Annotated in this window: 24 protein-coding genes; 11 read left to right on the top strand and 13 right to left on the bottom strand. The window is 71.3% G+C overall.

What is annotated here, in order from left to right; translation table 11 throughout:
• Nucleotides 1-58 precede the first annotated feature (58 nt).
• The 3 genes from ACIRFL_RS25015 to ACIRFL_RS25005 are packed head-to-tail and all read left to right on the top strand — an operon-like array spanning nt 59 to nt 2,015.
• The gene (locus ACIRFL_RS25015; protein WP_404032342.1) at nt 59-1,021 is read left to right on the top strand and encodes an AraC family transcriptional regulator; all 963 of its coding nucleotides are present in this window, start codon (nt 59-61) and stop codon (nt 1,019-1,021) included.
• Entirely contained in the window at nt 922-1,710 is a 789-nt protein-coding gene (locus tag ACIRFL_RS25010; RefSeq protein WP_404032339.1) for an AzlC family ABC transporter permease, read from the top strand. The genes ACIRFL_RS25015 and ACIRFL_RS25010 overlap by 100 nt, the downstream gene beginning before the upstream one ends.
• Nucleotides 1,707-2,015, top strand: coding sequence for an AzlD domain-containing protein (locus tag ACIRFL_RS25005; protein ID WP_404032336.1), 309 nt, complete (start codon nt 1,707-1,709; stop codon nt 2,013-2,015). Before ACIRFL_RS25010 ends, ACIRFL_RS25005 begins: the two co-directional genes overlap by 4 nt.
• Nucleotides 2,016-2,278: 263 nt before the next feature.
• Here ACIRFL_RS25005 and ACIRFL_RS25000 read toward each other — a convergent pair whose 3' ends face one another.
• A complete protein-coding gene (locus ACIRFL_RS25000; RefSeq protein WP_404032333.1) occupies nt 2,279-3,244 on the bottom strand; it encodes a hypothetical protein in 966 nt (321 codons plus the stop codon).
• Between the two features lie 80 nt (nt 3,245-3,324).
• Between ACIRFL_RS25000 and ACIRFL_RS24995 the strand changes: the two genes are divergently transcribed.
• Together ACIRFL_RS24995 and ACIRFL_RS24990 are read left to right on the top strand one after the other, a co-directional pair.
• Nucleotides 3,325-3,519: a DUF3046 domain-containing protein gene (locus ACIRFL_RS24995; protein WP_404032330.1), complete on the top strand. Its 195-nt coding sequence runs from the start codon at nt 3,325-3,327 to the stop codon at nt 3,517-3,519.
• 60 nt (nt 3,520-3,579) lie between these two features.
• Nucleotides 3,580-4,842 (top strand): AI-2E family transporter, encoded by a 1,263-nt coding sequence (locus tag ACIRFL_RS24990; protein WP_404032327.1) that lies wholly within the window; start codon nt 3,580-3,582, stop codon nt 4,840-4,842.
• 37 nt (nt 4,843-4,879) lie between these two features.
• Here ACIRFL_RS24990 and ACIRFL_RS24985 read toward each other — a convergent pair whose 3' ends face one another.
• On the bottom strand, nt 4,880-5,623 hold the full coding sequence (locus ACIRFL_RS24985; protein ID WP_404032324.1) for a hypothetical protein: 744 nt from the start codon (nt 5,621-5,623) through the stop codon (nt 4,880-4,882).
• 266 nt (nt 5,624-5,889) lie between these two features.
• Between ACIRFL_RS24985 and ACIRFL_RS24980 the strand changes: the two genes are divergently transcribed.
• Nucleotides 5,890-6,462 (top strand): dihydrofolate reductase family protein, encoded by a 573-nt coding sequence (locus ACIRFL_RS24980; RefSeq protein ID WP_404032321.1) that lies wholly within the window; start codon nt 5,890-5,892, stop codon nt 6,460-6,462.
• Between the two features lie 125 nt (nt 6,463-6,587).
• On the opposite strand, the gene ACIRFL_RS24975 is transcribed toward ACIRFL_RS24980, so the two are convergent.
• Both ACIRFL_RS24975 and ACIRFL_RS24970 read right to left on the bottom strand, forming a co-directional pair.
• Nucleotides 6,588-6,977 (bottom strand): VOC family protein, encoded by a 390-nt coding sequence (locus ACIRFL_RS24975; protein ID WP_404032318.1) that lies wholly within the window; start codon nt 6,975-6,977, stop codon nt 6,588-6,590.
• A gap of 182 nt (nt 6,978-7,159) precedes the next feature.
• The gene (locus ACIRFL_RS24970) at nt 7,160-7,333 is read right to left on the bottom strand and encodes a hypothetical protein (RefSeq protein WP_404032315.1); all 174 of its coding nucleotides are present in this window, start codon (nt 7,331-7,333) and stop codon (nt 7,160-7,162) included.
• Nucleotides 7,334-7,653: 320 nt separating this feature from the next.
• Between ACIRFL_RS24970 and recA the strand changes: the two genes are divergently transcribed.
• Both recA and recX read left to right on the top strand, forming a co-directional pair.
• Nucleotides 7,654-8,775: a recombinase RecA gene (recA, locus tag ACIRFL_RS24965; RefSeq protein ID WP_404032312.1), complete on the top strand. Its 1,122-nt coding sequence runs from the start codon at nt 7,654-7,656 to the stop codon at nt 8,773-8,775.
• A 3-nt stretch (nt 8,776-8,778) separates the two neighbouring features.
• Nucleotides 8,779-9,759 carry a recombination regulator RecX gene (gene recX / locus ACIRFL_RS24960; protein WP_404032310.1) on the top strand — a complete coding sequence of 327 codons (981 nt, stop codon included), beginning with the start codon at nt 8,779-8,781 and terminating at the stop codon, nt 9,757-9,759.
• A 171-nt stretch (nt 9,760-9,930) separates the two neighbouring features.
• Here recX and ACIRFL_RS24955 read toward each other — a convergent pair whose 3' ends face one another.
• The 8 genes from ACIRFL_RS24955 to ACIRFL_RS24920 all read right to left on the bottom strand — a co-directional run bounded on the left by ACIRFL_RS24955 (nt 9,931) and on the right by ACIRFL_RS24920 (nt 16,407).
• Entirely contained in the window at nt 9,931-10,347 is a 417-nt protein-coding gene (locus ACIRFL_RS24955) for a rhodanese-like domain-containing protein (protein ID WP_404032308.1), read from the bottom strand.
• Complete coding sequence (locus ACIRFL_RS24950) at nt 10,344-10,898, bottom strand: cysteine dioxygenase (protein WP_404032305.1); 555 nt, start codon at nt 10,896-10,898, stop codon at nt 10,344-10,346. The genes ACIRFL_RS24955 and ACIRFL_RS24950 overlap by 4 nt, the downstream gene beginning before the upstream one ends.
• 78 nt (nt 10,899-10,976) lie before the next feature.
• Nucleotides 10,977-11,024, bottom strand: coding sequence for a hypothetical protein (locus tag ACIRFL_RS24945; RefSeq protein ID WP_351741692.1), 48 nt, complete (start codon nt 11,022-11,024; stop codon nt 10,977-10,979).
• Nucleotides 11,025-11,180: 156 nt separating this feature from the next.
• Nucleotides 11,181-12,794 carry an FAD-dependent monooxygenase gene (locus tag ACIRFL_RS24940; RefSeq protein ID WP_404032302.1) on the bottom strand — a complete coding sequence of 538 codons (1,614 nt, stop codon included), beginning with the start codon at nt 12,792-12,794 and terminating at the stop codon, nt 11,181-11,183.
• Nucleotides 12,795-13,075: 281 nt separating this feature from the next.
• Nucleotides 13,076-13,978 carry an amino acid ABC transporter permease gene (locus tag ACIRFL_RS24935; RefSeq protein WP_404032300.1) on the bottom strand — a complete coding sequence of 301 codons (903 nt, stop codon included), beginning with the start codon at nt 13,976-13,978 and terminating at the stop codon, nt 13,076-13,078.
• Nucleotides 13,975-14,640, bottom strand: coding sequence for an amino acid ABC transporter permease (locus ACIRFL_RS24930; RefSeq protein ID WP_404032297.1), 666 nt, complete (start codon nt 14,638-14,640; stop codon nt 13,975-13,977). Before ACIRFL_RS24930 ends, ACIRFL_RS24935 begins: the two co-directional genes overlap by 4 nt.
• A gap of 74 nt (nt 14,641-14,714) precedes the next feature.
• Nucleotides 14,715-15,551, bottom strand: coding sequence for a glutamate ABC transporter substrate-binding protein (locus ACIRFL_RS24925; protein ID WP_404032294.1), 837 nt, complete (start codon nt 15,549-15,551; stop codon nt 14,715-14,717).
• A 79-nt stretch (nt 15,552-15,630) separates the two neighbouring features.
• Nucleotides 15,631-16,407, bottom strand: a complete 777-nt coding sequence (locus tag ACIRFL_RS24920; RefSeq protein WP_404032291.1) for an amino acid ABC transporter ATP-binding protein — start codon at nt 16,405-16,407, stop codon at nt 15,631-15,633.
• 314 nt (nt 16,408-16,721) lie between these two features.
• Between ACIRFL_RS24920 and ACIRFL_RS24915 the strand changes: the two genes are divergently transcribed.
• Nucleotides 16,722-17,408 (top strand): response regulator transcription factor, encoded by a 687-nt coding sequence (locus tag ACIRFL_RS24915; protein ID WP_404032289.1) that lies wholly within the window; start codon nt 16,722-16,724, stop codon nt 17,406-17,408.
• A 9-nt stretch (nt 17,409-17,417) separates the two neighbouring features.
• Nucleotides 17,418-18,842, top strand: a complete 1,425-nt coding sequence (locus tag ACIRFL_RS24910; RefSeq protein WP_404032287.1) for an ATP-binding protein — start codon at nt 17,418-17,420, stop codon at nt 18,840-18,842.
• Here ACIRFL_RS24910 and ACIRFL_RS24905 read toward each other — a convergent pair.
• A complete protein-coding gene (locus tag ACIRFL_RS24905) occupies nt 18,832-19,830 on the bottom strand; it encodes a TAXI family TRAP transporter solute-binding subunit (protein WP_404032284.1) in 999 nt (332 codons plus the stop codon). The genes ACIRFL_RS24910 and ACIRFL_RS24905 overlap by 11 nt on opposite strands.
• A gap of 255 nt (nt 19,831-20,085) precedes the next feature.
• Between ACIRFL_RS24905 and ACIRFL_RS24900 the strand changes: the two genes are divergently transcribed.
• The gene (locus ACIRFL_RS24900; RefSeq protein WP_404032282.1) at nt 20,086-20,490 is read left to right on the top strand and encodes a MazG nucleotide pyrophosphohydrolase domain-containing protein; all 405 of its coding nucleotides are present in this window, start codon (nt 20,086-20,088) and stop codon (nt 20,488-20,490) included.
• Nucleotides 20,491-20,509 lie beyond the last annotated feature (19 nt).

Genomic DNA, 20,509 nt, shown 5'->3' with positions numbered 1-20,509 from the left:
AACCGCGACCAGGCCCGCGGCGGCGGGTCGCGGCGGCGGTGTGACGGACAATGACCGCATGGCGGGGTCGGGCGAGCTGGCGCGGCACTGGCAGTACGAGGAACTGCCCGGTGTCGACCTGCTGCGCGCCCGCTACATCCGCAAGACCTTCGTCCGGCACACCCACGAGCACTTCGTGATCGCGGCCATCGTCGACGGCGTCGAGGTCTTCCACCACCGCGGGTCGGACGTCGTAGCCGGCGCCGGAGCGCTGGCGCTGGTCAACCCGGACACCGCACACACCGGCCGGGCGGGCGGCCCCGAGGGCTGGCGGTACGGAGCCGTCTACCCGTCGCCCGACGTGGTGGCCGCGATAGCCGCCGAGACCACCGGGATCCGCGGCACCCCCGGCTTCGTCAGCCCCGTCCTCGACGACCCGTACGCGGTCGGTCTCGTCCACCAGGTGCTGCGCGCCGCCGACGAGGGCAACGCGCTCGCCGCCGACACCCTGCTGCGGGTGGCGGTGACCCGGCTGCTGCGGCTGAACGGCGGGCCGGTGCCCCGGCACGAGGTCCGCTCGGCGGGAGCCCGGATCGCGGCACGCGCGCGTGCCGAGCTGGAGGAACGGATGACCGAGCCGCCCACGCTGGAACGGCTCGCCGCCGACCTCGGAACCAGCCCCTTCGCCCTGCTGCGGGCGTTCCGCGACGCGTACGGCATGCCGCCGCACGCCTGGCTGACCGACGCCCGGGTGCGCCGGGCGCGGCGCCTGCTGGACGTGGGCACCACACCCGCCGAGGCGGCCGTCACCGTCGGGTTCACCGACCAGCCGCACCTCAACCGGCACTTCGCCCGGATCGTCGGCGTGCCTCCCGGGGCGTACCAGCGTGAGCGCAAGAACGTACAAGACCCGCGGCGGCGGGTGCTCGTACCGTCCGAGGCGTGGCAGAACAGAGAGCGCTCGCAGACATACGCGCCGAAGATCCAGGGAAAGCCGACTCCGCCGTCGTCCGGGACGCGCTCGGAGTCGGAGTCGCCGTAGGACTGTCCGGCTTCGCCTTCGGGGTGACCTCGGCAGGCAGCGGACTGAGCGTGCCGCAGACCTGTGCGCTCAGCCTCCTGGTGTTCACCGGCGCCTCCCAGTTCGCGCTCGTGGGAGCGCTCGCGGCCGGCGGCGGCCCGGTCACGGCCGCGGCAGGTGCCTTCTTCCTGGGAGTGCGCAACGCGTTCTACGGACTGCGCCTGTCCCAGTTGCTGGCCCTTGGCCGCGCGATGCGGCCCTTCGCGGCCCAGTGGGTGATCGACGAGACCACCGCCGTTTCGCTGGCGCAGCCGACCCGGCGCGCTGCCCGCCTCGGCTTCCTGGTCACCGGGGCCAGCCTGTACGTGCTGTGGAACCTCACCACGCTGCTCGGCGCCCTGGGCGCCGAGGCCATCGGGGACACCGACGCGTGGGGCCTCGACGCGGCCGGACCCGCCGTCTTCCTCGCGCTGCTCGCGCCCATGCTGAAGTCCGTGACCGAGCGAGCCGTGGCGGGCCTCGCGGTGGTCCTGGGACTCGGTCTGCTGCCCGTCCTGCCCGCCGGGGTGCCCGTGCTGGTGGCCGCCTTCGCGGCGCCGCTCGCCCTGTTCGTGGAGGGCCGCCGCGGCGGACGGACCCGCGGCGCCCCTCGTCCTCAGCCCGCACCAGATCGCACGACACCGGACCGGACGACGGGGGAAGCACGTTGAACACCTGGATCGCCATCGGGGCCACCGCCCTCGGCTGCTACGCCGTCAAGCTCGCCGGCCTGCTGGTGCCCGCGGGCGCCCTGGAACGGCCGCTCGTCAAACGGCTCTCCGCCCTGCTGCCCGTCGCCCTCCTCGCCGCCCTCACGGCGCAGCAGACGTTCGCGAACGGCCACGCGCTCGTGCTGGACGCCCAGGCGGCCGGGCTCGCGGCGGCCGCCGTGGCGCTGATGCTGCGCGCCCCGTTCCTGCTCGTCGTCGCGGCGGCGGTGCTGGTGACGGCGGGAGTGCGCGCCATGGGCGGCTGACGCCGGGCCCGGACCGACCGCCGTCTGCTCGGCCCGCCCGCGCCCGCGCGTGGCGAGCCATGGCTGACCCCGCCCCGGCCCGGCCGCGCCCTGCCGGCACGCGCCCGCGCGTGGCCGGCGAGCACGGTGTTCCAGCGGCACCTCAAGGCCGCCCCTGCGCGCCCGCGCGTGGCCCTCACGACCCCCCTGGGCCTCGGACTGGGCAGCAGCGCCCCGCACGCGCCCGTGCGTGGCGGGCTCGCGTCCGTGTCGGCCCACATGCGTCAACCCACGTGCCGGCCGTGTGCTCTCAGCGTGCGCAGGGCCTCGATCGTGACCATGGGGCGGGTCTCCAGGGTGATGCCCGGGGCCCACCGGGCGTGGCGGGCCGGCCAGCCGCCGTCCTCCTGCTGGAGCACGGCGAGGTGGTCCAGCGAGCGCGCCATCTCCTCCTCGGTGAACCACGCGCGCGCGAGCGAGTCCGGAGTCCGGGCGAAGTCGTGCGGGAAGCGGCGCTCCGCCGGGTCGTGGCCGGACGCGAGGGCCTGGTGAGGCGTGCCGGGCTCGTCCGCCGAACGGTTCGCGGCGTCCAGCGTCGCGAACCGCTGCTCCCGCACCAGGCGGCCCAGCCGGTCGGCCAGCGCCTGCGCGCGCGGGCGGTCGGGCACGGCGTCCAGGAAGGCCACCGCCGCCGTGATCTCACGGGGGTGCGGCCTCTCCAGCGACTCCATGGCCCGCCAGCAGAAGTCCGTGGCCCGGAACAGCCAGGCGTGCCACACCTCGTTGCGGTGCAGCAGGCCGACCACCGGAGCGGTGGTGAGCAGGTCGCTCGGCAGGCCGTCCGCGACCGGCACGGACGGGGCAGTCGGGTAGCCGCGCTGGCCTGGACCGACCGGGGGCAGAGCGCCGTCGGCTGTGGACACCGACGTCAGATAGCGGCACACGCGTTCCACCCGCTGTCCGCCGCAGCGTCCGATGGCGTCCAGGACGCCCAGCGCGTGACGGGTGTGCGGTGGCTGGCTGACCGGGCCGCGCAGATCGGGCTCCAGGGCGTGGCCGTACCCGCCGTCCTCGTTGCGGTAGGCGTCCAGTGCCGTCTCCACCGGATCGACGCCGCCGTTCAGGAAGTGGTACGCGAACAGGCGCTGCTCCAGCACACGCGCGGTGAGCCAGACGAAGTGCTCGGCGCGGAAGAGCGGGGAGTGCGCCGTGGGCGCAGGGGGGAGTGGGGAAGCTCCGGATTCGGCCATGCGACAGACCGTAGGGCGGAAAGCGGTCTCGGCACGGGGTCCCGGGCAGGGCCCACTCTCAGGGGCGGGATACTGGATTCATGCGGTTGACGGTCTTCTGGCAGCGGATGGCGGATCATTTCGGTCCGGGATACGCCGACACGTTCGCGCGCGATCATGTGATGGCGGAGCTGGGCGGACGCACGGTGCACCAGGCGCTGGACGCGGGCTGGGACGCCAAGGACGTGTGGCGCGTGGTCTGCACCGTCATGGACGTGCCGGGGGAAAGGCGCTGATCGGTCACGAAGACCGGAGGGGGCCAGCGGGTTGTCGGTGGCGTGGGCGAGACTTGCACCGTGGCCCCCACTGACGAGACCGGGCAGACGACCCGGCACGCATCCCCGCCCGGCACGACGCCGCCCGCCCGGCCTCCGGCCGACCGCGCCGCGCCGGGCGCCCGCATGCCGCGCTGGCTGCCGCGCGCCATGGTGCTCGCGCTCGCCCTCATCGCCACGTTCCAACTGGGCAGCTGGGCCTTCCACCAGGTGACCGGTCTGCTGATCAACATCCTCATCGCGTTCTTCCTGGCCCTCGCCATCGAGCCCGCGGTGAGCTGGATGGCCGGGCGCGGCATGCGCCGCGGGTTCGCCACCTTCCTGGTCTTCCTCGGCCTGGTGATCGTCACGGCGGGGTTCGTCACCCTGCTCGGCTCGATGCTCGCGGGCCAGATCGTCAAGATGGTCGAGGGCTTCCCCGACTATCTCGACTCGGTCATCAACTGGATCAACGAGACGTTCCACACGGAACTCAGACGGGTCGACGTCCAGGAGGGGCTGCTGCACTCCGACTGGCTGCGCAAGTACGCGCAGACCAGCGCCGCCGGGGTGCTCGACGTGTCCGCCCAGGTGCTCGGCGGCCTGTTCCAGCTGCTGACGATCGGGCTGTTCTCGTTCTACTTCGCCGCCGACGGGCCGCGGCTGCGTCGCGCCCTGTGCTCGGTGCTGCCTCCCGCACGCCAGGCGGAGGTGCTGCGCGCCTGGGAGATCGCCGTGGACAAGACGGGCGGCTACCTGTACTCCCGTGGGCTCATGGCGCTCGTCTCCGGGATCGCGCACTACGTCCTGCTCCAGGCCCTCGGCGTCCCCTACGCGCCCGTCCTGGGCGTCTGGGTGGGTCTGGTCTCCCAGTTCATCCCGACCATCGGCACCTACCTCGCGGGTGCGCTGCCCATGCTGATCGCGTTCACGGTCGATCCCTGGTACGCGGTGTGGGTCCTGGTCTTCGTCGTGATCTACCAGCAGTTCGAGAACTACGGGTTGCAGCCCAAGCTCACCGCGAAGACCGTCGACATCCACCCCGCCGTCGCCTTCGGGTCGGTCATCGCGGGCACCGCGCTGCTCGGCGCCGTCGGCGCGCTCATCGCGATTCCCGCGGTCGCCACGCTGCAGGCGTTCCTGGGCGCATACGTGAAGCGGTACGACGTCACGGACGACCCCCGGGTGCAGGGCCAACGGGCGCGCGGCACGAGTGGGCCCGGCCGTCTCACGCACGCGTGGACGCAGTGGACGCGGCGGCCGGTACCGGCCGAACCGGAGGCCCAGGAGGAGGGCTCCGCCTGAGGGTCGGGCGCGGCGACGCGTTCGGTGCGCGTCGCGTTCAGTACGTGAGGACCGCCCAGGCCCCGGCCGCGGCGACCGCGGCCACATAGCAGCCGATCGCGACGGCCACGGTGCGCCGCCGGGCCCGTTCGCTCCAGGACGTGCGGGACAGCAGCCAGGCCAGCGCCGGCAGCACCAGCACGGCGTGCAGGCTCACCCCGTGCAGCGGCTTGAGCGGGGCCGTCGAATGGTAGGCGGCCTCCTGGTGGCCGGTGCGGGTGAGCACCACCCCGCGCGCGATCATCGCGGCACCCGAGGCGAGCGCCACGAGCAGGACGGCGAATCCCGCACGCACCGCCGGTGCCATGCCAGGCGGCCCGGCCGGCCGGTGCCGGAAGGCGACCACCGCGAACACGGTGAGCAGCACCACGAGGACGCCGCCGCCGATCGCGAGCGTCATGGACACCGCGGTGTCGAAGGGCGTCTCCATGTCGAGGTGCGAGGGCACCCGGCGCCAGGCCTGCAGGGTGATGCCGCCGACCTCCACCACGCAGTCGGCGGCGAACACGGTGAGCAGGGCGGCGCGCAGCCGTGGCTCGATGCGCAGATACGAGGTGACCCAGGTGATCGCGATCAGCGTCGCTCCGAAGGAGAGCCCGAACGTGACGGGTTTGCGCCAGGAGACGGGGCCGTACCAGGGGCCGCCGTCGACGGCGAACACGGCCAGGTGCACGACACCGGAGACGACGAGAAGCAGACCGATCGCGTGACAAAGACGCTCGACGGGGCGCGGATCATCCATGCGCCAAGACTCCCGAGCGCGTGGCCCGAGGTCGTCGTCCAGCCGGAGACACCCGCCGTACGCCGTGGGAAGCAGCGGTGCGACGGCCTCATCGAGGATTCCGACAACTCAGATCTCCTTGACAATTTTTCTTGTCGGTTCCACTCTGGGGCGTGCTGGACGTCGCTGTGGAGCTGATCCGGACCGTGGCGGCTCTCCTCGCGCCGGCACCGCGCGTGCGCACCCAGTGATCGAAACACCCGACACAAGACAGCAAGGAAGCCTCGATGCGTACTGTGATCAGCACCGCCTTCATCTCGCTCGACGGCGTCGTCGAGGCCCCGGGCGGCGAGTCCGGCTACCGGAATGCCGGATGGACCTTCAAGGACATCGAGTTCGTCCCCGAGGCGTACGAGATCAAGGGGCGGGAACAGGAGGAAGCCGCCGCGATCCTCATGGGCCGGGTCAGCTACGAGGCCTTCAGTCCCGTCTGGCCGGACATGGAGGACTTCGCGGACTACAAGACGATGCCGAAGTACGTCGTCTCCACCACCCTCACCGAGGACGGCCTGGTCTCGAACTGGGGGGAGACCACGATCCTGCGCTCGCTCGACGAGGTCGCCGCACTGAAGGAGACCGAGGGCGGCCCGATCATCGTCCACGGCAGCGCATCCCTGAACCACGGCCTGTCCGACGCGGGCCTGATCGACCGCTACCACCTGCTCGTCTTCCCGCTGCTGCTGGGCGCGGGCAAGCGTCTGTTCAGCACCACGGACAAGGACACCCAGAAGCTGAAGCTGGTCGAGCACGACGTCTACGCCAACGGGTTGCAGAAGCAGGTCTTCGACGTGGTCCGCTGATGCGGCGCGACTCCCGCGCTGCCGTCGCCTGTTCGGTTCGTCCCCGTGGCGGTCTCAGGGCGACGGCGGGTCCGGGAGGCCGGACTCAGGGCCGGTCGATGACACGCTGAGCACGGGAACGCCGGTCAGCCGAGGTAGTTCGCGCGGCCCTCGTCGTCCAACTCGAAGGGGCCCTCGGGGATGATGCAGAACTCATTGCCCTCGGGGTCGGCCATCACCAGGAACCCGCCGTCGGCATACTCCTCCAGTCGGCGCCCGCCCAGCGCCTCGACCCGCTGCTGCTCGGCGGCCGGATCGGGTGAGGTGATGTCGAAGTGCATGCGGTTCTTGCCCGCCTTGCGCTCCACGGTCTGCTGGAAGCCCAGGCCCAGGCCGTTCTCGCGCCGCAGCCAGACATACGGTCCGGTACGGCCCACGACCGGCCTGCCCAGCAGATCGGACCAGAACGCGGCAAGCCGCTCGGGGTTGGTGGCATCGACGATGAGGGCATGGATCCGCATGGGTGAGTGAGCCATGCCCCGACCCTTTCACGCCCCGCAAGGCCGCACAGCGGCATCGTTTGAGCGGCGTGGATCACTGACGGTCACGGACGTCGCGCGACGAAGCCGGCTCACCTGTATCAGCTGGCCCCAGGTCTCGACGGAGCCGACGCCGGGGATCTCCGCATGCAGCGCCGGGCCTGAACGGCTACCCAGTTTCACCGGCGTTCGTCCAGCGGTATCGACCTTGGAACGGCCTGGCGGGCGCCGTCCCTGCCACGGGCGGTGGCGCTGGGCCGCAACGGGCGCGGCTCACTGAAGATCTCCATCAGCCGGTCGGCGACGTCCTGGCGCAGGCACCGTCGTCTGCGGGAGCCCGACAGCCACCGCATGTTCGCCATCGGCCCGCGAAGCCCGCCTCGGCCGACGGAACGGACGTACCGGCGCCGCCCGCTCGCCGATCAGGCTTCGACGGCACAGGACACCAGTGGCTGGACGAGCGTAAGTGCCGTGTGGTGCGCTTGACATGAAAATCGAACATCCATTCTTATGGAGGTCCAGGCGAGGTTCTCGACGGGGGGTTTCGGCCCGGTTCGGGTGGAGAAGTGCCGGAGTTATCCACAGGCCGGGTCGGCGTCGGGACGCATTGTCAGTGGCAGGCGTTAGCGTCTTTGACGTGAAGCGATCGACTCAAGCAAACCGGGTGGAACCCATGGCAGGAACCGACCGCGAGAAGGCGCTCGACGCCGCGCTCGCGCAGATTGAACGGCAATTCGGCAAGGGCGCGGTCATGCGCATGGGCGAGCGGTCGAAGGAGCCCATCGAGGTCATCCCGACCGGGTCGACCGCGCTCGACGTGGCCCTCGGCGTCGGCGGCCTGCCGCGCGGCCGTGTCGTCGAGATCTACGGACCCGAGTCCTCCGGCAAGACGACCCTGACCCTGCACGCCGTGGCGAACGCGCAGAAGGCAGGCGGCCAGGTCGCGTTCGTGGACGCGGAACACGCCCTCGACCCCGAGTACGCGCGCAAGCTGGGCGTCGACATCGACAACCTGATCCTGTCCCAGCCGGACAACGGCGAGCAGGCGCTGGAAATCGTGGACATGCTGGTCCGGTCCGGCGCGCTCGACCTGATCGTCATCGACTCCGTCGCCGCGCTCGTCCCGCGCGCGGAGATCGAGGGCGAGATGGGCGACAGCCACGTGGGTCTGCAGGCCCGGCTGATGAGCCAGGCGCTGCGGAAGATCACCAGCGCGCTCAACCAGTCCAAGACCACCGCCATCTTCATCAACCAGCTCCGCGAGAAGATCGGCGTCATGTTCGGCTCCCCGGAGACCACGACCGGTGGCCGGGCCCTGAAGTTCTACGCCTCGGTGCGCATCGACATCCGCCGGATCGAGACGCTGAAGGACGGCACGGAAGCGGTCGGCAACCGCACCCGCTGCAAGGTCGTCAAGAACAAGGTCGCGCCGCCCTTCAAGCAGGCCGAGTTCGACATCCTCTACGGCCAGGGCATCAGCCGCGAGGGCGGCCTGATCGACATGGGCGTGGAGCACGGCTTCGTCCGCAAGGCCGGCGCCTGGTACACGTACGAGGGCGACCAGCTCGGCCAGGGCAAGGAGAACGCGCGCAACTTCCTCAAGGACAACCCCGACCTGGCCAACGAGATCGAGCGGAAGATCAAGGAGAAGCTGGGCGTCGGAGTGCGGCCGGAGGAGCCCGCCGCCGAACCGGCCGTGGCGGTCGCCGCCGCTCCGGGCGACGCGGCGAAGACGGCGCCCGCCCCGGCCGCCGCCAAGGCCACCAAGCCCAAGGCCGCCGCAGCCAAGAGCTGACCCGTGACACGACGAACCGACTGGGCCGAGTACGCGCACCTCGACGCTCACCGGGAGCGGACGGGCAGAGGTGGCGTCGGCCCCGCCCGGCCGGGCGACGGCCCGGACGGCGAGGGGGCGTTCGCCGACGACCGGCCGTTTCGGGGCGAACCCAGCGGAGGGGCCGGCGCCTTCGACCCCGGCGGCCCGCGGGATTCGTACGGTGACGAGCCCCACCGCGGCCGGCCCCACGACGAGGGGCGGCACGGGGACAGCCGCCACGACGAGGGGCCGTACGGGGGTGGCTCGCACGGCGAGGGGACACGAGGCGTGGGGCCCTACGGGGGTGGGCCCCGCGGCGAAGGACCACACGGGGGCGGACCGCCCGGTGGCGGGCGTCGTGGCGGCGGCCCGCGCGGGCGTCGTCGGCGGGGCTTCGGGGGACCGGCCGACGAAGACGGAGGCTCCTTCTCCTTGTCGAGGGCTGAGCAGGAGGAGTCTCCAGGGGACCCGGCTGAGCGGGCGCGGGCGATCTGTCTGCGCCTGCTCACCGGGACCCCGCGCACGCGCAAGCAACTGGCGGACGCCTTGCGCAAGAAGGAGATCCCGGACGACGTCGCCGAGGAGGTGCTGTCGCGGTTCGAGGAGGTCGGCCTGATCGACGACAGCGCGTTCGCCGACGCCTGGGTGGAGTCGCGGCACCACGGCCGGGGGCTGGCCCGGCGCGCGCTCGCCCGGGAACTGCGTACCAAAGGGGTCGACTCGGCACTGATCGACGAGGCCGTGGCCCGACTCGACGCCGAGCAGGAGGAGTCGACCGCCCGCGACCTCGTCGCCCGCAAGCTGCGTTCCACCCGCGGCCTCGACCGGGACAGACGCATACGGCGCCTGGCCGGGATGCTCGCCCGCAAGGGCTACCCCGAGGGCATGGCCCTTCGGGTGGTCCGGCAGGCGCTGGAGGAGGAGGGCGAGGACACGGACTTCCTCGACGGCGAGGAGTTCTGACCCAGCAGGGACCGGTCGACGAGATAGGTCACGCGGGCGGGGCGGCCGAGACGCCGAGCGGTCGCGCCACCGAGGACCGGTGCCGACGCCGTCCCCCGGCCTCCCCCCGTACCCGGAGGGCCGGACGCGGAGGGCCGGGGGAGCACGGCCCGGCGAGGAGGAAGCCCTGGGTCAGGACGCCACCGGCAGCCCCGCCGCTCTCCACGCCTGGAAACCGCCGATCAGGTCCGTGGCCCGGTGCAGACCGAGCCGGTGCAGAGAGGAGACTGCCAGACTGGACGCGTAACCCTCGTTGCAGATCACCACGACGCGCAGGTCGTGGCCGGTGGCCTCGGGCACGCGATGGCTGCCCCGGGGATCGAGGCGCCACTCCAGTTCGTTGCGCTCGATGACCAGTGCGCCGGGGATCAGACCATCGCGCTCGCGCAGCGCCGCGTACCGGATGTCGACCAGCAGGGCCTCCCCGCCCCGCGCCGCGTCATACGCCTCACGGGGCTCGATCCGCCGATAGCCCGCGCGCACCTGCGCCAGCAACTCGTCGATGCCGAGCGGCGGTTCGGCCCCGCCCGCGCCCGACGACTCGCTCACTGCCAGTCCTCGGGGCGCTCCACCTGCTCCAGACGCAGTACCTGACCGCTGCGGCTGTAGCGGCGGATCTGCGGCAGGGGCGGGTAGTAGGCGTGGACGGAGACGGCATGCCGTTCGGTCGACTCGTTGAGCACTTCGTGGACATGGTGCTGACCGAAGGAACGGCCCCGCCCGGCCGGCAGCCGGCGCTCGCGGTCCACGCCCTCGGTGAGTTCCAGCGTCTTCCAGCCGTCGGTGGGCAGCCGGGCGGCGAACGAGTTCTCCTTCAACTCGCCCACCGCGGTGAGGAAGGCACCGATCGACTCGGCGTGGTCGTGCCAGCCGGTACCGGTACCGGGAGGCCAGCCGATCAGCCAGGCCTCACTGCCGCCGGGCCCGTCCAGGCGCACCCAGGTGCGCCCCTCCGGGTCGAGCGGAAGCGAGGCGATCAGCTCGGCGTCGGCGGCGGTCCGCCGGACGAAGTCGAGGAGGTCCGCCTGAGTGGGCGGGGCCGTCGCGGCAGAGGTGGCCGGGGCGGCGGAGGAAGCAGATGCGGAGGGAGAGACAGACACGTACACCGTCCTGTTGAGCGTTCGCGGAGAGCGCGCCGCAGGTCAGGTGGGGCGCGCGGAGGAGAGAGGGGTGCGAATTCAGCAGGTGCGGCGACACACGCAGCCCGCATAGCGGACCAGGTCCATATGGACCCTCCGCCACAGGCGCACACAGGTGTCGATCACGAAGCGGAGTACACCACTGCGGGAGCGCAGCGGTCAACTCATCGTCGGAATGTGGACCGGACCAGGAGAAAGACCAGAAGAAGGACCAGGAGAAAGAGAAGGGGAGAAAGAGAAGGGTCAGCGCGCCCCGGAACCCGCCCCAGCGGCGGCCTCGGCCTCCTCCTTCGCGGCGCCGCCCAGCGCCGCCTGCGCGGCCGAGTACAGGTCGGCCGGCCGGACCCCGCCCAGCGCGGTGACCAGGTGCCCGTCGGGGCGTACGAGAAGCACGGTGTGCGCGGGCGCGCCGGGGTAGGACTCGGCGACCAGCAGTTCGGCCGGGTACGGCAGCGCGGCCACCGCCGCCGCCAGACGGGGCATGATCCCGGCGGTCACCCAGTGCTTGCGGTCCCACACCCCCGTGCCCGGGGCGATCAGCACGACCAGCAGCGCTCCGCGGCCGAGACGGTCCCGCAACCGCACGAAGGTGCCGTCCTCGGCGGTGACCCGCACGTCGCTGACCTGGGCGCCCGGCGGCGTGTCGACCGGGACCTCCGCATCGAGGTGCTCGGGCGCGAGCGGGGAGTCGGCGTACGACCCCGGCGCGCCCAGCTGCCCCCGTCCCAGATGACCGTCCGTGAGCAGCGTGTCATGGCCACGGGCGGTGCCGGGAACGTAGGCGCGCAGTCCGCCACCACCGCGCAGCACCGGCAGCACCTGGTCGGTGGCGCGCAGCCGCGCGGCGACCACGGCGCGCCGCTCCGCCTGGTAGGAGTCGAGCAGCGCCTCGTGCGGGCCATGGTGCCAGGCCGGCGCCAGTTTCCAGGCGAGGTTGTCGGCGTCCCTGAGTCCCTCGTCGAGGCCCTGGGTGCCGAGCGCGCCGAGCAGATGGGCGGCGTCCCCGGCGAGGAACACCCGCCCCACCCGCCACCTGCGGGCGAGCCGGTGGTGCACCGTGTGGACCCCGGTGTCGAGGAGTTCGTACGGCGGTGTGGTGCCGCCCGTCCAGCCGGCCAGGGTCTCGCGGACCCGGGCGACGAGGAGTTCGGGCGTGACGAGGTCCTTGCCCGGCGGCAGCAGCCAGTCCAGGCGCCACACACCGTCCGGCAGGGGGCGGGCGGTCACCTCGCCGGCGAACGGCCCGGACGCCCGCCACGGCGGCATCCGGTGCAGCAACCCCCAGCCGGGCCGGGGCAGTTCGGCGCGCAGTGCGGCCACGGCGTGCCGCTCCACCGCCGTACGGCCGGGGAAGCGGATGTCCTGGAGCTTGCGCACGGTGGAGCGGGGACCGTCGCAGCCGACGAGATAGCTGCCGCGCCACCAGGTGCCGCCCGGGTCCCGGGTGTGGGCGGTGACGCCGGAGCGTTCCTGCTCGATCGTGTCGAGGCGGCTGTTCACGGCCAGCCTGGCCAGCGGCTCGTCGGCGAGCGCGGCGCGCAGGGCGCCGGTCAGCACGTGCTGCGCCAGATGCAGCGGGCCCGGCTCCTCGTCGTCGAACTCGATCTCGCCCATCACCTGCTTGCGCCGCAGCGACCGCCATCCGGCCCAGCGCAGCCCCCGCTCGGCGAGCGGGACGCCGGTGAGCCGGGTCACCAGGGCGGCGGTGTCCTCGCGCAGCACGACGGTGCGCGCGGCGCGCGGTTCTTCCGTGCCGGGACCCTCGTCCAGGACGACGGACGGCACGTCCTGGCGGGCCAGCGCCAGGGCCAGCGTGAGCCCGACGGGCCCCGCTCCGACGATGATCACCGGGTCCACGGCGCGGCGCCCCCTGCCCGCAGCTGTGCCTGGACGGACGTGGGTGAACAAGAAGGTGGAGCAGGGTGCACGATCACAGAACGTATGCAACCCATTGGCGGTGTTTGCGTCAAGTGACCGGGGGCAGTGGCGATCATGCCACTGCCCCCACGGAATTGTCGCTTCGTCAGATCATCGGCTGCTCGGGGTCATCGTGCTGATCAGGCGCTTCCGGCTCAGCGAGCGCGCGCCGCGCCCGTCGCGCTCACCACGCCCGGCGTGCTCAATGGCCCCCGTCGGCATCATCCGACCTTCGTCACCTCTTCGTGCTCGCCCGGGGCGGCCAGCTCGGCGGCCGCGTCGGCGCCGAGCACCGCGCCGGTGGACTTCTTGCCCTGCCGCAGCCGTCGCTCAAGCCAGCCCGCGAAGGAGGTGAGCGAGAAGTTGATCGCCACGAAGATCACGGCCACCACGGTGAAGGAGGCGATCGTGTTGGCCCCGTAATAGGCGCTCATCGTGTTGGCCGAGGCGAGCAGTTCGGGGAAGGTCAGGACGGCGCCGCCGAGCGCCGTGTCCTTCACGATCACCACGAGCTGGCTGACGATCGCCGGGAGCATCGCGGTGACCGCCTGCGGCAGCAGGATCAGCCGCATCGTCTGGTTCTTGCGCAGACCGATCGCCATCGCGGCCTCGGACTGGCCCCGGGGCAGCGACAGGATGCCGGCCCGGACGATCTCGGCCAGGACGGACGCGTTGTAGAGCACGAGGCCGGTGACGACCGCGTACAGCGGACGGTCGTCCGAGCCGACGTTGGTGTACTCGGAGTACCAGGCCATCCCGAAGATCATCAGGACCAGGACCGGGATCGCGCGGAAGAACTCGACCACGACCGAGGCCGGGACGCGCACCCACACGTGGTCCGAGAGCCGGGCGATGCCGAGGACCGCACCCAGCGGCAGCGCGATGATCATGGACAGGGCGGCGGCCTTGAGGGTGTTCTCCAGACCGGGCCAGATGTAGGTCGTGTAGGCCTCGGTGCCGCCGAGGAACGGCTTCCACTTCTCCCAGGCCAACTGGTCCTTGTCGGCGAGGGCGCTGAACACCCACCACAGGACGGCGGCCGCGGCGAGGGCGAAGACCACCGTGTAGAGGACGTTGCGCCGCTTGGCGCGCGGGCCCTGGGCGTCGTACAGGACGGAACTCATCGCTTCACCGCCACCTTCTTGGCGACCCAGCCGAGGAGCAGACCGGTCGGCAGCGTCAGACAGCAGAAGCCGACGGCGATGATGGCTGAGATCAGCACCAACTGCGCCTCGTTCTCGACCATTTCCTTCATCAGATACGCGGCCTCCGCCACGCCGATCGCGGCCGCCACCGTGGTGTTCTTGGTCAGCGCGATCAGCACGTTCGTCAGCGGGCCGACGGCCGCACGGAAGGCCTGCGGCAGCACCACCAGGGTGAGCACTTGGGTGAAGTTCAGGCCGATCGCCCGGGCGGCCTCGGCCTGCCCGACCGGCACCGTGTTGATGCCGGAGCGCAGTGCCTCGCAGACGAAGGCGGACGTGTACAGGATCAGGCCGAGCACGGCCAGCCGGAAGCTGATCGTCTTGACGTCGTCCGCACCCAGGCTGACGCTCAGCGTCTGGTAGAGGCCGAGCGAGCTGAACAGGATGATCACCGTGAGCGGGATGTTCCGCACGATGTTCACGTAGGCGGTTGCGAAACCGCGCATCAGCGGCACCGGGCCCACCCGCATGGCGGCCAGCAGGGTGCCCCAGATCAGGGAGCCCACGGCGGACAGCAGCGTCAGCTGCACCGTCACCCAGAAGGCTCCCAGCAGGTCGTAACCCTCAAGAAAGTCGAACACGATCTCCCGTGCTTCCGCGTGTAGGGATGCCCCGGTGCGCCGCCGTCACGGCGGCGCACCGGCCGGGCACTGCCTCAGCTCTTGACGTCGCCGATCTTCGGGGCGGGCTCGTTCTTGTAGTTGGCAGGACCGAAGTTGCTGTCCACGGCCTTCTGCCAGGAACCGTCGGAGACCATGTCCTCGAGGGCCTTGTTGATCTTGTCCTTGAGGTCGCTGCCCTTCTTGACCCCGATGCCGTAGTTCTCGTTGGTCATCTTGAGGCCGGCGAGCTTGAACTTGCCCTTGAACTGGGACTGCGAGGCGTAGCCGGCGAGGATCGAGTCATCGGTGGTGAGCGCGTCGATGACCTTGTTCTGCAGACCGGTCAGACACGCCGAGTACGTCGGGTACTCCTGGAGCTGGGCCTTGGGAGCCAGCTTGTCCTTGACGTTCTGCGCCGAGGTCGAACCGGTCACCGAACACAGCTTCTTGCTGTTGAGGTCCGAGGCTGACTTGATGCTGTCGTCGTCCGCGCGGATCAGCACGTCCTGGTGGGCCAGCAGGTACGGGCCGGCGAAGTCGACCTGCTGCTGGCGCTCCGGGGTGATCGAGTAGGAGGCGGCGATGAAGTCGACGTCACCGCGCTTGAGCATCGTCTCGCGGTCGGCGCTCTTCGACTCCTTCCACTCGATCTGGCCCTCGCTGTAGCCGAGCTTCTTGGCGACATACGTGGCCACGTCCACGTCGAAGCCCGAGTAGCCCTGCGGGGTCTTCTGGCCGATGCCGGGCTGGTCGAACTTGATGCCGACGGTGATCTTCTTGCCACCGCCGGAGGAACCGCTGCCGTCCTTGTCGTCGGAACCGCACGCGGTGGCGGCCAGGGAGAGGGCGAGCACGGCGGCCGAGGCTGCGGTGACCTTGCGGAGCTTCATGGTGAACATCCTTCGTGTGGTGAGGAAGCGGGCCGGCGGTGCGGGTGAACCGGTTCGTCCGTCAAGCGTGCGGGTGCCGTCAGTGGTGCAGGATCTTCGACAGGAAGTCCTTGGCCCGGTCGCTGCGCGGGTTGCTGAAGAACTGGTCCGGCGTGGACTGTTCGACGATGCGGCCGTCCGCCATGAAGACCACGCGATTGGCGGCCGAGCGCGCGAAGCCCATCTCATGGGTGACGACGATCATGGTCATGCCGTCGCGGGCGAGTTGCTGCATGACCTCCAGGACCTCGTTGATCATCTCGGGGTCGAGTGCGGAGGTCGGCTCGTCGAAAAGCATCACCTTCGGGTCCATCGCCAGGGCCCGGGCGATGGCCACGCGCTGCTGCTGCCCGCCGGAGAGCTGCGCGGGGTACTTGTCGGCCTGGGTACCGACGCCGACCCGGTCGAGCAGGGCCCGGGCCTTCTCCTCGGCCTGCTTCTTGTCCGCCTTGCGGACCTTGACCTGCCCCAGCATCACGTTGTCGAGCACGGTCTTGTGCGCGAAGAGATTGAAGGACTGGAACACCATCCCGACGTCCGCCCGCAGCCGGGCCAGTTCCCTGCCCTCCTCGGGCAGCGGCCTGTCGTCGATCGTGATGGTGCCCGAGTCAATGCTCTCCAGGCGGTTGATGGTGCGGCACAGGGTCGACTTACCGGACCCGGAGGGTCCGATGACCACGACGACCTCGCCGCGAGCGATCGTCAGATCGATGTCCTGGAGCACGTGCAACGCGCCGAAGTGCTTGTTGACGCTCTTCAGGACGACCAGATCGCCGGTCGCGGCCACGTCTTCCTTGGCCACCGATACTTCGGTCATCGCTCTCAGGCTCCGTCCTCCTCGGTTTCGGAGGACAGTAGTGAGCCCCTGCGACAAGCGTCATTACATCTGAGGGGAATCTGAGCATCACGATCCGATAGCAATCGGACACGTGTCGTAGCAGTTGCGAGCTGGTCACGTATCGGCCGGGTAACGGATGCGGTGGGTAACCGGAACCCTCTTGACGCCGTCCTCGTCCATCGGCGTCACTGCCATGGTGCACGCGCGCGTGGGCAACATTCCTGTGCGTGGGCACCTTTTAGTGGCCGATGGAGAACCGGGACGGTACGACCGCTGAACCGGAGGGGGCGGGGATGAGACTGCTGCTCGTCGAGGACGACAACCACGTCGCGGCGGCACTGTCCGCGATCCTCGCCCGGCACGGCTTCGACGTCACGCACGCGCGCAGCGGCGAGGAGGCGCTGCGGGCGCTCGTCCCCGAGGGCCCCGGCTTCGGCGTGGTCCTGCTCGACCTCGGCCTGCCCGACCAGGACGGCTACGAGGTGTGCGGCAAGATCCGCAAACGCACCAGCACCCCGGTGATCATGGTCACCGCGCGTTCCGACGTCCGCTCCCGGATCCACGGCCTCAACCTCGGCGCCGACGACTACGTGGTGAAGCCGTACGACACCGGGGAACTGCTCGCCCGGATCCATGCCGTCAGCCGGCGCACCGTCCATGAGGCCACAGCGACCAGCGGCGACAGCGCGCTGCGGCTCGGCCCCGTGCACATCGAACTGCCCACCCGCCAGGTCACGGTGGACGGCACGGTGATCCAGCTGACCCGCAAGGAGTTCGACCTGCTCGCGCTCCTCGCCCAGCGGCCGGGCGTGGTGTTCCGGCGGGAACAGATCATCAGCGAGGTCTGGCGCACCAGTTGGGAGGGCACGGGCCGCACCCTGGAGGTGCACGTCGCCTCCCTGCGCGCCAAACTGCGCATGCCCGCGCTGATCGAGACCGTACGCGGCGTGGGCTACCGGCTCGTCGCCCCGGCCGCCTAGCGGGCACGGGTGCGCACACGTCTCCTCCCGCTGCTCATCGTCCTGATGGCGGCCGTGCTGCTCGCGCTCGGCGTCCCGCTGGCCGTCAGCAGCGCGGCGGCCGAGCAGCAGACGGTGGTCGTCGACCGGATCGACGACACGGCCCGGTTCGCCGCGCTGGCCCAGTTCGTCACCGACGCGCCCGCCGGGTCGCGCCGCTCGACCGAGGACGAGCGCAAGGAGACCCTGCGCCGCGAACTCACCAGCTACTTCGAGGTCTACGGCATCCGCGCCGGCGTCTTCTACCGCAACGCCTCGCCGATGGCGAACGCGCCCGGCGACTGGCTGCTGCCCGAGGAGGGCGAGGTGCGCGACGCCTTCGAGGAGGCGCTGCTCAGCCGGCGCAGCCACGACCCGGAGCAGGTGTGGCCCTGGCAGCGCACCCGGCTCGTCGTCGCCTCGCCGGTGATCCGCGACGGCGACGTGGCGGCCGTGGTGGTCACCGACTCGCCGACCGGAGCGATGCGTTCACGGACGCTGCGCGGCTGGCTGCTCGTCGGCGCCGGTGAGATCGCCGCGATGCTGCTCGCCGTCGGTGCCGCCCTCAGGCTGACCGGCTGGGTGCTGCGGCCCGTGCGCGTCCTGGACGCCACCACCCATGACATCGCCACCGGGCGCCTGAAGTCACGCGTGGCCGCGGCCGGCGGTCCGCCGGAACTGCGCAGGCTGGCCCGTTCGTTCAACGAGATGGCGGACAACGTCGAAAGCGTGCTGGAGCAGCAGCGGGCCTTCGTCGCCGACGCCTCCCACCAGTTGCGCAACCCCCTCGCCGCGCTGCTGCTGCGCATCGAACTGCTCGCCCTCGAACTGCCCGAGGGCAACGAGGAGATCGCCTCCGTGCAGACCGAGGGCAGACGACTCGCCCAGGTCCTGGACGACCTGCTGGACCTGGCCCTGGCCGAGCACGCCGAGGCGGACCTGCGACTGACCGACATCGGCCAGCTCGCCGCGGAGCGGGTGGCAGCCTGGGCACCGGCCGCCGAGGTCAAGGGCGTCCGGCTGGTCGGCGACTGCCCGCCCACCACCGCCTGGGCCGACCCGATCACGCTGTCCAGCGCCCTCGACGCGGTGATCGACAACGCGGTGAAGTTCACGCCCGAGGACGGCACCGTCGAGGTGACCGTCGCCCGCGACGGCGAGACCTCGACGGTCGTGGTCACGGACACCGGGCCCGGCCTGTCCGACGAGGAACTGGCCCGCATCGGCGACCGCTTCTGGCGCAGCGGCCGGCACCAGAACATCAAGGGCTCCGGCCTCGGCCTGTCCATCACCCGGGCCCTGCTCGCGGCGGGCGGCGGCTCGATCGCGTACGGGCACCACGCGCCGCGCGGCCTGAAGGTGACGGTGACGGTGCCCCGGCACCGGCCCGTGGCCGTGAGCGCGCCTACGGCTTGACCGACCGGTAGTACCGCCGTGCGCCCTCGTGCAGCGTCAGCGGGTCGGTGTAGATCGCGGTGCGCAGGTCGACCAACTGCGCGGAGTGGACGTGGCTGCCGATGTCGTCACGGCTCTTGATCACCGTGCGGGTCAGCCACTCGGTGAGCCTCGGATCCGCGTCCTTGCGGGTCATCAACAGGTTGGAGACCGCGATCGTCGCCACCGTCATGCCCTGCTGGGCGGACGGGTAGGCGGACTCGGGCATGTTGGTGGTGCGGTAGTAGCGGGTGACGTCGCCCTGGCCGTGCAGCCGGGCCACCAGGTCGGCCCCGATCGGAACGAACCGGAGGGCGAAGGTGCGGGCCACCTCGGACAGCCCCTTGGTGGGCAGACCGCCCGACCAGAAGAACGCGTCGATGTCGCCTCGCTTCAGCCGGTCGGGCCCGGTGTCGATGCCGTCGGCCAGGGGCGTGATGTCCTTGCCGGGATCGATGCCCGCGGCCCTGAGCACCCGGTTGGCGATCAGCCGCACCCCGGAGTCGAACGGACCTATGGCCACCCGCTTGTGCTTCAGGTCCGCGACCGTCCGCACATCGGAGTTACGCGGGACGATCAACTGCACATAGTCGTCGTACAGCCGGGCCACGCCGCGCAGGTCCCGGGCGCCGGGCCGGTCGTCGAGCACATAGGTCTCCACCGCGTCGGCCGCCGCGATGGTGAAGTCGGCCTCGCCGGTCGCCACCCGCTGCACGTTCTCCTGCGAGCCGGCGCTGTTCAGCAGCTTCACCTTCAAGCCCGGCATGTCCTTGTCGAGTTCGGTGCGCAGCCGCTCCCCGTACTCCTGGTACACCCCGCGCTGGGTGCCGGTGCTGAAGACGATCGTCCCGGTCGGCGGGTCCTCGCCCAGGGGCAGCAGCCACCACGCCAGCAGGGCGAGGGCGACGACACCGACGGCCGCGCCCTGCACCGCACGGCGCCTGCCGATACGGGGGATCACCTTGGACATGCGCGCGATCCTGCCAGCCGGCCCACACTCCTGACCAGGCCGGGGGAGGGCGGCCGGGACCCGGGCACAGCGGAGTGGGGGCGTTGACGGCCGGGTGAGGGCTGTGTGTTGGCGGGTAGCCGCACGATCGTCTCCGCGCGCGTGCACGGCAGCCAGGGGCGTGCTTGGTGCCGTGCTCACGCGGGGCAGGGCGTGGATGGAGTGGCAGCCGGACGGGCCGCCGGCGATGTCACAGGTGGCCGCTACAGTCGCCGTATGACCTTCTCGCCCGCCGACCTCGTCCGTGAGTTCCATCTGGCCTTCGGCCTCGACGCCCGCAGCAGACCCACCGAGGTGTCCCCCGAACTGGCCGCGCACCGCGGGGACCTGCTCGCAGAGGAGGCCGCGGAGGTCGCCGAGGTCTCGCTGGCGGGCCCCCTCGACCGGCTCGCGCACGAACTGGCCGACGTGGTCTATGTGGCGTACGGCACGGCGCTGGTCCACGGCATCGACCTCGACGCGGTGCTGGCCGAGGTGCACCGCTCCAACATGAGCAAGCGGGGACCCGACGGCCCGGTCTCCCGCCGGGCCGACGGCAAGGTGCTCAAGGGCGACCACTACGAGGCCCCGGACGTCTCCTCGGTCCTGCGCCGCCAGGGCTGGATCCCCGGCGGCGCCTGACGGTCACGCGGCGCCCTGG

The organism is Streptomyces sp. NPDC102462, from assembly GCF_044765425.1.
Lineage (GTDB): Bacteria > Actinomycetota > Actinomycetes > Streptomycetales > Streptomycetaceae > Streptomyces.
This window is presented reverse-complemented; position numbering and strand designations above follow the sequence as displayed.